Here is a 14013-nt window from a genome sequence, read left to right on the forward strand (position 1 = left end):
ATGACATCCATCGGAATAAATGAAGGAGGATTGGCTATGTCATTGGAAAATGCAGTAGATCAAGCAACAGGCGCTATCAAAGAAGGATTTGGTAAAGTTACTGGGGATAGCAAGACTGAAGCAGAAGGCGCTGTAGAAAAGACAGTTGCTAAGGCAAAAGAAGTAGTTGAAGACGCTAAAGGTGCTGTAGAAGGTGCCGTTGAAGGTTTGAAAAACGCTTTTAAATAAAGATAGAAAAAAATCAAGGGTTTCATTTCCCTTGATTTTTTCTATCTTATAAATAATTTTCTGCGACGGCTGCATCTCCTGGGTAGGCTTCTTTCTTACCTTGGACGATTTGGTAGCAATCGGCTCCCTTACCAGCAATAATGACAGCATCGAGTTCTTGTTCAGTGATGGTCATTGCCACCTTGATGGCCTCTTGGCGATTCGCAATTTTTTCAACAGGATGATTGATGTAGCTACTGATTTCATCTGCAATGGCCATTGGGTCTTCATAGTTAGGGTCATCAGCAGTCAGAAAGACTTGAATCTCAGGATGTTGATTGAGGAGGAGGCCAAAGTCCTTACGACGACTTTCTCCCTTGTTTCCTGTCGAACCCAGAACCAGAGCAATCTTTCCAGTTTGATGACTTTCAACCACATTGATGAGTTTTTTCAGACTATCCCCATTGTGGGCATAGTCGATGAAAACCTTGGCTCCGTTTTTCTGAGTGAGGACTTCCATACGACCAGGAACGCGGGTTGCAGCGATTCCTTTTTTGATGTCCTCAAGACTTGCTCCGAGACGGAGACAGGCAAGTCCAGCAGCAACTGCATTTTCTTGGTTGAAGTGACCAATCAGTTGGATATCATAATCACCAGCCAGTTTCCCACTAGCTGAAAAGCTAAAGGCTTTGGAATTCTCGATTTGATTATTTGATTGGCTACCATAGAAATCATGGTCTTGATCTGCCACTTGTTCTTTCAAGACTGAGAAGTGATCCATGTCACTGTTAATGATGACTGCTCGGCTATTTTTCATCAAGAGACGCTTGTGGTAGAAGTAGTCTTCAAAGCTAGGGTGTTCAATCGGGCCGATATGGTCTGGGCTGATATTGAGGAAAACTCCCACATCAAAGGTTAGACCATAGACACGTTTGACCAGATAGGCTTGACTGGAGACTTCCATGATGAGGTGGGTCCGGTCATTTTGCACAGCTTGATTCATCATGTCAAAGAGGTCAATGCTCTCAGGGGTTGTCAATGCAGACTTAAAGAAAGTCTTGCCATCTAAAGTTGTATTCATGGTCGAGAGCATAGCAGGTCGGTGCCCTTGAGATAAGATGTTATAGGCGAAATAGGCTGCTGTTGTCTTACCCTTGGTTCCAGTAAAGGCCAGGAGTTTAAGTTTTTTCTGCGGATTTCCATAAAATTCCATAGCTACCAAACTCATGGCTTTCTTTATATCGTTCACAATGATGACAGGGATACCGACTTCGTAGTCCTTTTCAGCTACATACCAAGCTAAGCCTTGTGTTATAGCAGAAAGAAGGTATTCTTTTTTAAAGACAGCGCCTTTTGCAAAAAAAAGAGTGTCTTCTGTTACTTTTCGACTGTCATAGCAGATGGTGTCAAAGATGACATTGTTGTAGTTGTAGTGGTAGTGTCCTTGGTCGATAATCTCACGGAAGAGACCATCTTTCTTTAATATATCTAATACGGTTTCAATCTTTATCATACTTTCTATTGTAAACCGAAAGTCGTAAATTTACAAGTGACAAGGAAAAGTTTATAATGGAAGGTGAGGAGTTTTTCCTAGTTATCAAAATTGAATGAGGAATCTATGTCGCACGAAAACAATCACCAGCAGGCCCAGATGTTACGGGGGACTGCTTGGCTAACGGCTAGTAACTTTATCAGTCGCCTACTCGGGGCTATTTACATTATCCCTTGGTACATCTGGATGGGGTCTTATGCGGCTACGGCCAATGGTCTCTTTACCATGGGCTACAATATCTATGCCTGGTTCTTGCTGGTTTCAACAGCGGGGATTCCAGTTGCGGTGGCCAAGCAAGTTGCCAAGTACAATACCATGCGAGAAGAGGAGCATAGCTTTGCCCTGATTCGGAGCTTTTTAGGATTTATGACAGGACTAGGTCTGGTTTTTGCTTTAGTCTTGTATATCTTTGCTCCTTGGCTAGCAGACTTATCTGGCGTGGGCAAAGACTTGATCCCAATCATGCAAAGCTTGGCTTGGGGAGTCTTGATTTTCCCGTCTATGAGTGTTATCCGAGGATTTTTCCAAGGGATGAATAACCTCAAACCTTATGCCATGAGCCAAATCGCTGAGCAGGTCATTCGTGTTATCTGGATGCTCCTAGCAACCTTTATCATTATGAAACTTGGTTCAGGAGATTACCTAGCAGCCGTTACCCAATCAACCTTTGCAGCCTTTGTTGGTATGGTAGCTAGTTTTGCAGTCTTGATCTATTTCCTTGCCCAAGAAGGTTTACTCAAAAGAGTCCTTGAAACAGGAGATAAGATAAACAGCAAGCGTCTCTTGGTCGATACCATTAAGGAAGCCATTCCTTTTATCTTGACAGGGTCTGCCATCCAGCTCTTCCAGATTTTGGATCAGCTGACCTTTATCAATAGTATGAGCTGGTTTACCAACTATAGTAATGAGGACTTGGTTGTCATGTTTTCTTATTTCTCAGCCAATCCTAATAAAATCACGATGATTTTGATTTCTGTAGGGGTTTCAATTGGGAGTGTTGGTTTGCCACTTTTGACGGAAAACTATGTCAAGGGGGACTTGAAGGCGGCTTCTCGTCTCGTTCAGGACAGTCTCACCCTACTATTTATGTTTCTGCTACCAGCAACGGTTGGAGTGGTTATGGTAGGAGAACCTCTTTATACGGTCTTCTATGGTAAGCCAGATAGTTTGGCTCTGGGCTTATTTGTCTTTGCAGTTTTGCAGTCTATTATTTTAGGCTTGTACATGGTCTTGTCTCCAATGCTTCAGGCTATGTTCCACAATCGCAAGGCCGTTCTCTATTTTATCTATGGTTCTATTGCCAAATTTATCTTGCAAATACCTACCATCGCCCTCTTTCACAGTTATGGTCCTTTGATTTCCACAACTATCGCTCTCATCATTCCTAATGTTTTGATGTATCGGGATATTTGTAAGGTAACGGGTGTCAAGCGCAAGGTGATTTTGAAGCGAACCATTTTAATCAGTTTGCTGACCCTAGTCATGTTTCTGTTAATAGGAACCATCCAGTGGATTTTAGGATTTGTCTTCCAACCAAGCGGGCGTTTGTGGAGTTTCCTTTATGTAGCTCTTGTCGGTGCCATGGGGGGTGGACTTTATATGGTTATGAGTCTGCGTACCTATTTATTAGATAAGGTAATAGGAAAAGCCCAAGCAGATCGCCTGCGAGCAAAATTTAAGCTTTCGTAAGGTAGCATTTATAAATAAAAGGAATAAGTTGAACAATCTTTTAGGAGAACTTGAAACTTATTCCTTTTTTAGCGTCAAAATAGCTAAAATTATCTTTTAAAAGTAGAAGATGAGGTCTTTTTCGATTTTTTTGGAAAAAATTATTGACTAAACAAACTAAACGTTGTATAATAAAACAAATATTTAAAGCAGGAGGTTCTGGAAATGAAAAAGTCTAAGAGCAAATATCTAACCTTGGCAGGTCTTGTCCTGGGTACAGGAGTTTTATTGAGTGCCTGTGGAAATTCTAGCACAGCATCAAAAACATACAATTATGTTTACTCAAGTGATCCATCTAGTTTGAACTATCTAGCAGAAAACCGTGCAACAACAAATGATATTGTGACCAACCTGGTAGATGGTCTTATGGAAAATGACCAATATGGGAACTATGTTCCATCCTTGGCTGAGGATTGGACTGTTTCTAAGGACGGTTTAACCTATACCTACAAACTTCGTAAGGATGCTAAGTGGTTTACTTCTGAGGGAGAAGAATATGCACCTGTAACTGCTCAGGATTTTGTAACCGGTTTGCAATATGCAGCTGATAAAAATTCAGAAGCCTTGTATCTAGTGCAGGACTCTGTTGCAGGTTTGGATGACTATATCACTGGGAAAACAAGCGACTTTTCAACTGTCGGAGTCAAGGCACTTGATGACCAAACGGTTCAATACACCTTGGCTCGACCAGAACCTTACTGGAACTCAAAAACAACCTCAACCATTCTTTTCCCAGTCAATGCAGATTTCTTGAAATCAAAAGGGGATGATTTTGGGAAGGTAGACCCTGCTAATATTTTGTACAGTGGACCTTTCTTGATGAAAGCTTTTGTTTCAAAATCTGTCATCGAATACAAGAAAAATCCTAACTACTGGGATGCTAAAAATGTCTTTGTAGATGATGTCAAATTGACCTACTATGATGGTAGTGACCAAGACGCTCTTGTTCGTAACTTTACAGACGGAGCCTATAGCTACGCTCGTCTCTATCCGAATAGTTCAAGTTATGAAGGAATTAAAGAAAAATACAAAGATGATATCGTCTATAGCATGCAAGATGCCACTTCTTACTTCTTAAACTTTAATCTGGATAGACAATCTTATAAATTCACTTCCAAGACAAGTGATGCTGAAAAGAAATCGACTCAAGAAGCGGTTCTTAATAAAAACTTCCGTCAAGCTATTAATTTTGCCTATGATCGGACAGCTTACGGGGCTCAATCTCAAGGAGAAGATGGTGCAACTAAGATTTTGCGTAACTTGGTTGTTCCTCCAAACTTCGTAAGTATCAAGGGAAAAGACTTTGGTGAAGTAGTGGCTTCTAAGATGGTCAATTATGGTAAGGAATGGCAAGGAATCAACTTCGCGGATGCCCAAGATCCATACTACAATCCAGAGAAAGCCAAAGCCAAATTTGCAGAAGCTAAGAAAGAATTAGAAGCTAAGGGGGTAACATTCCCTATCCACTTAGATAAAAATATAGAGTTGACCAATAAGGCTGAAATTCAAGGAATCAATTCCATGAAGCAATCAATTGAGTCTGTCTTAGGTGCAGAAAATGTTGTGATTGATGTCCACCTACTTTCTACAGAGGACTATGATAGTTCAGGTTATCTAGCTCAAACAGCTGCGCAAAAAGACTACGATCTCTACAATGGTGGTTGGAGTGCGGACTATCTTGATCCATCTAGCTATCTTGATATCTTTAGTGTCAAGAATGGTGGGGTTCTACAAAGTCTTGGACTCGAGCCAGGTGAAGCCAATGACAAGGCCAAGGCTGTTGGATTGGATGTCTACACTCAAATGTTGGAAGAAGCTAATAAGGAACAAGATATTGCAAAACGCTATGAAAAGTATGCTGAAATCCAAGCTTGGTTAGTAGATAGCTCTCTAGCAATTCCAAATGTTTCACTTGGTGGAACACCAACATTGAGAAAAATCGTTCCTTTCTCAACACCATATTCATTGGCTGGTAATAAAGGGGTTGAATCCTATAAATACCTCAAATTACAAGATAAGACAGTCACAACAGACGAATATGCAAAAGCCAGAGAAAAATGGTTGAAAGAAAAAGAAGAATCTAATAAAAAAGCCCAAGAAGAATTGGCGAAACATGTCAAATAAGGATTTTTCAAGAAAAACGATGGTTTTGAAAGAAACTGTCGTTTTTATATAGAATGATGGAAAATTTGGAAGAAAAGTCTCACATTTTTTTCTTTGTTTCTTGAATTTATGGTATAATGAATATAATAAAAATGTGAGACGATATTTTCGAAAATCTACCCAATATTGATTGAAGTATGCACATGCTAGGGTAATGTTATAGGAGAAATGTCATTTACTGGAAAAGTAAGATAAAACGTAATAATTGATAGGTTCTTCTTTAAGTGAAGAATTCTTATCTGTCTATTTACTAATCGTTATGGAGGTAACATTATGGGCGCTATTATGGAGTTTGCAACAGAAAAACAGATTGCATCATTTCTGTCAACTTGTCGTATTGAAGGGCAAAAGAATTTTCTGATGGCTTTCAAGAAAAAGACATGGTTGAAATCCTTTATTGATTTCTTCATTGTAGGAGGAGCCTACTATGTTCAGTCGAGTGTGAAGCCTAAGATTCTGGCATTCACATCTAAGGGGATCTATTTGATGGACGTCAGTGATGTAACTGAAAATCGTTTTAATCAAGTCCTTGAGATGCCTTGGAATCAAGTTAAAGATTTTACTTATAAGCCAGTCTTGAATACAGTTAGGCTGAACTGGAACTATCAAAATGAAGACTATATTTTTTCCGTGGATGTCGGTCAGATTAGTCAGCGTGTGGGTCAGTATCAATTTAACAAAGAGCATTATGACTATTTAGCCCAACAGAATTTCTTTCGGTCCAAGTAAACCCTATCAATCATTGTCACAAAAGAATCTGGAATATTTTCTGGATTCTTTTTAGCTTTACTTGATAAGTGTATAGTTTGAAACTATAACTAGCTCTTGAAAAGAAGAAAATGAGTTGATGAAAATAAGTGGTACAATAGTTACTATAGATTTGGAGGTATTGTATGAGCAAGGAATTACACATCAACACAATTTTGGCCCAGGCGGGTATCAAGTCAGATGAAGCGACAGGAGCTTTGGTAACACCGCTACATTTTTCAACGACCTATCAGCACCCAGAGTTTGGTCGATCTACTGGATTTGACTATACACGCACTAAAAACCCAACTCGTAGTAAGGCAGAGGAAGTCTTGGCAGCCATTGAGTCAGCAGATTATGCCCTAGCAACTAGCTCAGGGATGTCAGCTATTGTGCTGGCCTTTAGCGTCTTTCCGGTAGGTAGTAAGGTTTTAGCAGTGCGTGACCTTTACGGTGGTTCTTTCCGCTGGTTCAACCAAGTGGAGCAGGAAGGCCGTTTCCATTTTACCTATGCCAATACAGAAGAAGAGTTGATTGCCGAGTTGGAGAAGGACGTGGATGTTCTCTATATCGAAACCCCAACCAATCCCTTGATGTTGGAATTTGATATTGAGAAACTGGCAAAATTGGCTCATGCTAAAGGTGCCAAAGTGGTGGTGGACAATACCTTCTACAGTCCTATCTACCAACGTCCGATTGAAGATGGTGCGGATATTGTTCTCCATTCAGCGACTAAGTATCTGGCAGGGCACAATGATGTCTTGGCTGGAGTGGTTGTGACCAATAGTTTAGAACTATACGAGAAACTCTTTTACAATCTCAATACGACAGGGGCAGTCTTGTCTCCATTTGACAGCTATCAATTGATTCGTGGTCTCAAGACCTTGTCTCTTCGTATGGAGCGCTCAACTGCCAATGCCCAAGAAGTGGTTGCCTTTTTGAAGGATTCTCCAGCAGTTAAGGAAGTTCTCTACACTGGTCGTGGAGGTATGATTTCCTTTAAAGTAGCGGATGAAACACGCATTCCTCATATCTTGAATAGCCTCAAGGTCTTCTCTTTTGCGGAAAGTTTGGGTGGAGTGGAAAGTCTTATTACTTATCCAACGACTCAAACTCACGCTGATATTCCGGCAGAAGTGCGCCATTCTTATGGTTTGACAGATGACCTCTTGCGCTTGTCAATCGGAATTGAAGATGCTAGAGATTTGATTGCAGATTTGCGCCAAGCCTTGGAAGGATAAGATAAAGATGGGAAAATATGATTTTACGACGTTGCCCAATCGTTTAGGGCATCATACCTATAAATGGAAAGAGGCGGAAACGGATAGCGAAGTCCTACCAGCTTGGATAGCGGATATGGACTTTGTAGTTTTGCCTGAAATCCGCCAAGCTGTGCAGACTTACGCAGACCAGTTGGTTTATGGCTATACTTATGCTAGTGATGATTTAATTAAGGAAGTTCAAAAGTGGGAAGCCACACAACACGGTTACTACTTTGACAAAGAAGCCCTTGTCTTTATCGAGGGTGTGGTACCAGCCATCTCAACAGCTATTCAAGCCTTCACAAAAGAAGGCGAGGCAGTTCTGATTAACACACCAGTTTACCCACCTTTTGCTCGCAGTGTCAAGTTGAATAACCGCAGATTGATTACCAATTCTTTGGTGGAAAAGGATGGTTTGTTTGAGATTGACTTTGACCAACTGGAGAAGGATTTGGTAGAAGAGGATGTCAAACTCTATATCCTCTGCAACCCTCATAATCCTGGTGGACGTGTGTGGGAAAAAGAAGTGTTGGAGAAGATTGGCCAACTCTGCCAAAAACACGGTGTATTCTTGGTTTCAGATGAGATTCACCAAGATTTGGCTCTCTTTGGTCACAAGCATCATTCCTTCAATACCATCAACCCTGCCTTTAAAGAATTTGCGATTGTCTTGACTAGTGCCACTAAAACCTTTAACATTGCTGGGACAAAAAATTCCTATGCAGTCATTGAAAATCCTAAGTTGAGAGCGGCTTACCAGAAACGTCAGTTGGCTAATAATCAGCATGAAATTTCAGGTTTGGGTTATTTGGCGACAGAAGCTGCTTATCGTTATGGGAAGGATTGGCTGGGAGAACTCAAGCAAGTCTTTGAAGACCATATCAATTATGTGGTCGATCTATTTGGCAAAGAAACTAAAATCAAGGTCATGAAACCGCAAGGGACTTATCTTATTTGGCTTGATTTTTCAGCCTATGACCTGACTGATGAAAGATTGCAAGAGCTTTTGAGAAATGAAGCCAAGGTTATCCTCAACCGTGGTTTGGATTTTGGGGAGGAAGGAAGTCTCCATGCCCGCCTCAATGTAGCCATGCCCAAATCTCTGTTGCAAGAAGTTTGTCAGCGGATTGTGACTGTTTTTGCTAAACGTTAAAAATCCAGCCTTCTAGGAGAAAAGTCTTCCTAGAAGGCTATTTTCATAGGCGAAAATATGGTATAATAAAAAGATAAGGTAAAGGTGAAAATATGGCTAAATTGATTCCGGGGAAAGTCCGTATCGAAGGCGTTGCCCTTTATGAAACTGGTAAGGTTGACATCATCAAGGAAAAGAACAATCGGCTCTATGCTCGCGTTGCAGAAGAAGAATTGCGCTATAGTTTAGAGGATGATTTGGTTTTTTGTGCCTGCGATTTTTTCCAAAAGAGGGGCTACTGTGTGCATTTGGCGGCGCTGGAGCATTTTTTAAAAAATGATGAGCGTGGTCAGGAAATCTTGCAGAGTCTGGAAGAAGGTCATGAAGAAAAAGAGGCCGTTGAAACCAAGGTGACCTTGGGTGGCAAATTTTTGGACCAAATCTTGTCTCCAAAATCAGAACGTGCCTATGAATTATCGGCTGTGGGGCAGGTGGAAGCAGGAACCAATCATATCTTGTGGACCCTTAGAATAGGGCAAATAAATAGCCAAAAATACTATGTCATTCGAGACATTCCACTCTTTTTAAGGATTGTCGAGCAGAGAAAGTCTTATATGATTGGCAAAACTTATGAGGAATCCTTGTCTTGGGAAGCTTTTGATGAGGCTAGCCAAGAACTTCTGACTTTCTTGCGCGGACTAATGGAGGAAGGATTGGCACCAGACCTCTTTTTCCAAAACCAAGGTCGGCACCTCTTTTTTCCTCTGACCTTTTTTGAGCAGGGTGTGAATTTACTGATGGCCTTACCCCATTTTCAATTTGACCACCAAGTGAGTAGCTACCAGACCCTGCTTTTTCAGGATTTGCATGTTGGTGCTAATCTATTTGCCTTTACAGTAACAGAATACTCGGACTATTTTGAAATGGAAATCAGTGAGAGTCCTAGGGTCAATGTCTTTTATCAGGGAGCTGTGCTGTTCCATAAAGGACAGGTTTATTTTCTAACAGACCAGCAGATGCGTCTTCTTAAGGAAATCAAAGCGCTGCCTTTGGATCAACATGGGAAAAAATTCCTACAATTTGATAGCAGTGACCGCGATAAGTTGGCTTCTTGTCTGACTCTTTTTGGCCAGATGGGAACTGTCTCAACTCCAGAACGCTTACAAATCAAAACGTTTTCTCCATCGTTTTACTTTGACAGGGAAAAGGACAATCGGATTCGTCTGGAAATCCAGTTTGACTATGGGGATAGACAGGTATCTAGCCGACAAGAGCTAGAAGAATTACCTTTTTCGAGTGACGCGGACATAGAAGAAAGAATTTTCCAAGTCTGTTTGGTAGCTGGTTTTGAAGCAGACTTTCAATCTTGGCGTCAGGCCCTAAAAGCAGAGTCTGTTTATCATTTTTTCCACGAAATCATTCCTGTCTTTGAAAAACTCGGGAATGTTGACCTATCAGACAAGCTAGAAGAACTTTATAGTCTGGCAAGCCCTCAAGTGCAGATTGCTTCCAAGGGAGGTCTCTTGGAAATCCAGTTTGATTTTCAAGATATTGCTCAGGAGGAAATCGACCAAGCCATGCAGGCCTTGGTTGCTAATCAAGATTTTTATATCGATTCGTCCAATCAAGTCTACTTTTTTGATGAAGAAACCAAGAAAATTCGCCAAAATTTACAAGAACTGGGGCAATTTGAACTAAAAGATGGCTCCTTGCAGGCTCGGAAATCCTTGGCCTACAGTTTAGCTCATCTTTTTGAAGGGCGAGACCGTGTTTCTTTCTCACAAGAATTCCAGAATCTGGCCCACGATTTGACGCATCCAGAGGACTTTCCTCGACAAGCAACTCAGGTTCAGGCTGATTTGCGAGATTATCAGGAAAAGGGAATCAGCTGGCTGCAAATGCTCCATCACTATGGTTTTGGTGGGATTTTGGCTGATGATATGGGATTGGGGAAAACCCTCCAGACTATTGCTTTTTTGACCAGCCAAGTGACAAAAGAAAGTCGAGTCTTGATTTTAGCTCCGTCAGGTTTGATCTACAACTGGGCAGATGAATTTCAGAAGTTTGCCCCACGGTTGGATGTGGCTGTTGTTCATGGTTTGAAAACGAGTCGTGAAGAGATTCTTGCCGAAAGCCATCAAATCTATGTGACCAGCTATGCCACTTTCCGTCAGGACAGTGATCTTTATCAGGGGATGGCCTTTGACTTCCTTTTCTTAGATGAGGCTCAGGTCATGAAAAATGCCCAGACCAAGATTGCCCAGACCTTGAGACAGTTTGTGGTGCCCTCAGTCTTTGCCTTGTCAGGAACTCCTATTGAAAATCATCTGGGTGAGTTGTGGTCCATTTTCCAAATCGTTATGCCAGGACTCTTGCCAAGTAAGAAAGAATTTATGAAATTGCCAGCCGAGCGTGTGGCTCAGTTTATCAAGCCCTTCGTTATGCGGCGCAAGAAAGAAGAAGTTCTGACTGAATTGCCAGACTTGATTGAAGTGGTTTATAAGAATGAACTGGAAGACCAGCAAAAGGCTATTTACCTAGCCCAGTTGCAACAGATGCGAGATCGTCTGGCTCAAGTGTCAGATCAGGAATTTCAGCGAAGTCGGGTGGAAATCTTATCTGGTTTGATGCGCTTGCGCCAAATTTGCGACACGCCTGCCCTCTTTATGGAGGATTATCAGGGTGCCAGTGGCAAACTGGATAGTCTCCGAGACCTGCTGCTACAGGTAGCAGACGGCGGACACCGTGTCTTGATTTTTTCACAGTTCAAGGGAATGTTGGAGAAAATTGAACAAGAACTGCCAGACTTGGGCTTGACTTCCTTTAAAATTACAGGTTCGACCCCAGCCAAGGAAAGACAAGACATGACCAAGGCCTTTAATCAAGGGGAACGAGATGCCTTTCTGATTTCCCTCAAGGCTGGTGGGGTCGGTCTGAACCTGACAGGTGCTGATACAGTGATTTTGGTTGACCTTTGGTGGAATCCTGCGGTGGAAGCGCAAGCCATTGGCCGTGCCCATCGGATGGGGCAGGAAGAAACGGTTGAGGTTTATCGTTTGGTGACCAAGGGAACCATTGAAGAAAAAATTCAGGAACTCCAAGAACAGAAGAAACATCTGGTGTCACAAGTATTGGATGGCACAGAGTCACGTGGCAGTCTGACCCTAGCAGAAATTAGAGAAATTTTGGGAATTTCTGAAGCCAGTACTTGAAAAATCAAGACAATACGCTATAATGAAGTGTTGAAAGGAAATAGAAAATGAAACAAGAACGATTTCCATTGGTGTCAGATGACGAGGTCATGTTGACTGAAATGCCAGTCATGAACTTGTACGATGAGTCTGATCTGATCAGTAATATCAAGGGTGAGTATCGAGATAAAAATTATTTAGAATGGGCTCCTATTACTGAAGAAAAACCAGTCAAACCGATTGAAAAGCAAGTAGAGAAACCTAAAAAGGCTCCTTTAGGGGTTAAAAAAGAAGGAAAGAGCTATGCGGAGGTGGCGCGTGAAGAAGCGCGTGCAGACTTGAAAAAGAAACGCTCTGCTAACTATCTAACTCAGGATTTCAGCCGTGCGAGACGTCATTCTCAATCTGGCCTCCTTAGACAGGGCAATCAACCGACAGCGCCTTTCCAAAAGGAAAATCCTGGTGAATTGGTGAAATATAGCCAAAAATTGACCCAGTCTCATTATATCTTGGCGGAAGAAGTCAATTCTATCCCTACCAAGAATGAAGAAGTGTCAGCACCTGCTCCAAAGAAAAACAACTATGATTTTCTAAAGAAGAGTCAAATCTACAATAAAAAAAGTAAACAAACAGAACAAGAACGTCGGGTTGCCCAAGAGTTGAATCTGACAAGAATTACAGAATAGGGGAGAAAACATGCCAAAGACATATCATTTTATCGGAATTAAGGGATCAGGGATGAGTGCCTTGGCCTTGATGTTGCACCAAATGGGGCACAAGGTACAGGGATCAGATGTTGAAAAGTACTACTTTACCCAACGTGGTCTGGAGCAGGCAGGTATTAGCATTCTTCCTTTTGATGAAAAGAATCTAGACGGTGATATGGAAATTATCGCTGGAAATGCCTTCCGCCCAGATAACAATGTCGAAATTGCTTATGCAGACCAAAATGGTATCAGCTACAAACGTTACCATGAATTTCTAGGTAGCTTTATGCGTGACTTTGTTAGCATGGGAGTAGCTGGAGCGCATGGAAAAACTTCAACGACAGGTATGTTGTCGCACGTCTTGTCTCACATCACGGACACCAGCTTTTTGATTGGAGATGGAACAGGTCGTGGTTCAGCCAATGCCAAATATTTTGTCTTTGAATCTGACGAATATGAGCGTCATTTCATGCCTTACCACCCAGAATACTCTATCATCACCAACATTGACTTTGACCACCCAGACTACTTCACAAGTCTAGAGGATGTTTTCAATGCCTTTAACGACTATGCTAAACAAATTACCAAGGGGCTTTTTGTCTATGGTGAAGATGCAGAATTGCGTAAGATTACGGCCAATGCTCCGATTTATTATTATGGTTTTGAAGCTGAGGGCAATGATTTTGTAGCTAGCGACCTCCTTCGTTCTACAACTGGTTCAACCTTCACGGTTCATTTCCGTGGTCAAGACTTGGGGCAATTCCACATTCCAAGTTTCGGTCGCCACAATATCATGAATGCAACAGCTGTTATTGCTCTTCTTTACACAGCAGGTTTTGACTTGGAATTGGTTCGTGAACACTTGAAAACTTTTGTGGGTGTCAAACGTCGTTTCACTGAGAAAATTGTTAATAATACAGTGATTATCGATGACTTTGCCCACCATCCAACAGAAATTATTGCGACCTTGGATGCGGCTCGTCAGAAATACCCAAGCAAGGAAATTGTAGCTGTCTTCCAACCTCATACTTTTACAAGAACCATTGCCTTGTTAGATGACTTTGCTCATGCTTTGAACCAAGCAGATGCCGTTTATCTAGCGCAAATTTATGGATCTGCTCGTGAGGTAGACCATGGGGATGTCAAGGTAGAAGACCTAGCTAATAAAATCAACAAGAAACACCAAGTGATTACTGTTGAAAATGTTTCTCCACTCCTTGACCATGACAATGCTGTTTACGTCTTTATGGGAGCAGGAGACATCCAAACCTATGAATACTCATTTGAGCGTCTCTTGTCTAACTTGACAAGCAATGTTCAATAG

The 14013-nt window shown here is 41.6% G+C and carries 10 protein-coding genes; 9 read left to right on the plus strand and 1 reads right to left on the minus strand.

All coding sequences use genetic code 11. The features are described from left to right. Positions 1-36 precede the first annotated feature (36 nt). Positions 37-228: a CsbD family protein gene (locus tag WKI23_RS03470; protein ID WP_368078960.1), complete on the plus strand. Its 192-nt coding sequence runs from the start codon at positions 37-39 to the stop codon at positions 226-228. Positions 229-274: 46 nt separating this feature from the next. On the opposite strand, the gene WKI23_RS03475 is transcribed toward WKI23_RS03470, so the two are convergent. Further along, entirely contained in the window at positions 275-1720 is a 1446-nt protein-coding gene (locus WKI23_RS03475; protein ID WP_368078961.1) for a UDP-N-acetylmuramoyl-L-alanyl-D-glutamate--L-lysine ligase, read from the minus strand. A 105-nt stretch (positions 1721-1825) separates the two neighbouring features. On the opposite strand from WKI23_RS03475, the gene WKI23_RS03480 reads away from it, so the two are divergent. The 8 genes from WKI23_RS03480 to murC all read left to right on the plus strand — a co-directional run bounded on the left by WKI23_RS03480 (position 1826) and on the right by murC (position 14013). Then, the gene (locus WKI23_RS03480; protein ID WP_368078962.1) at positions 1826-3448 is read left to right on the plus strand and encodes a polysaccharide biosynthesis protein; all 1623 of its coding nucleotides are present in this window, start codon (positions 1826-1828) and stop codon (positions 3446-3448) included. Positions 3449-3652: 204 nt separating this feature from the next. Next, the gene (locus tag WKI23_RS03485; RefSeq protein ID WP_175880947.1) at positions 3653-5611 is read left to right on the plus strand and encodes a peptide ABC transporter substrate-binding protein; all 1959 of its coding nucleotides are present in this window, start codon (positions 3653-3655) and stop codon (positions 5609-5611) included. Positions 5612-5923: 312 nt separating this feature from the next. After that, entirely contained in the window at positions 5924-6379 is a 456-nt protein-coding gene (locus WKI23_RS03490; protein WP_368078963.1) for a hypothetical protein, read from the plus strand. A gap of 164 nt (positions 6380-6543) precedes the next feature. Continuing rightward, complete coding sequence (locus WKI23_RS03495) at positions 6544-7638, plus strand: cystathionine gamma-synthase (RefSeq protein WP_153224094.1); 1095 nt, start codon at positions 6544-6546, stop codon at positions 7636-7638. A 7-nt stretch (positions 7639-7645) separates the two neighbouring features. Then, positions 7646-8812: a MalY/PatB family protein gene (locus WKI23_RS03500; RefSeq protein ID WP_368078964.1), complete on the plus strand. Its 1167-nt coding sequence runs from the start codon at positions 7646-7648 to the stop codon at positions 8810-8812. Between the two features lie 92 nt (positions 8813-8904). Continuing rightward, positions 8905-12003 (plus strand): DEAD/DEAH box helicase, encoded by a 3099-nt coding sequence (locus WKI23_RS03505; RefSeq protein WP_368078965.1) that lies wholly within the window; start codon positions 8905-8907, stop codon positions 12001-12003. Positions 12004-12050: 47 nt separating this feature from the next. Further along, positions 12051-12668 carry a cystathionine gamma-synthase gene (locus WKI23_RS03510; protein ID WP_368078966.1) on the plus strand — a complete coding sequence of 206 codons (618 nt, stop codon included), beginning with the start codon at positions 12051-12053 and terminating at the stop codon, positions 12666-12668. 10 nt (positions 12669-12678) lie between these two features. After that, the gene (murC, locus tag WKI23_RS03515; protein WP_368078967.1) at positions 12679-14013 is read left to right on the plus strand and encodes a UDP-N-acetylmuramate--L-alanine ligase; all 1335 of its coding nucleotides are present in this window, start codon (positions 12679-12681) and stop codon (positions 14011-14013) included.

The organism is Streptococcus pseudopneumoniae (assembly GCF_038148955.1).
Taxonomy (GTDB): Bacteria; Bacillota; Bacilli; order Lactobacillales; family Streptococcaceae; genus Streptococcus; species Streptococcus pseudopneumoniae_T.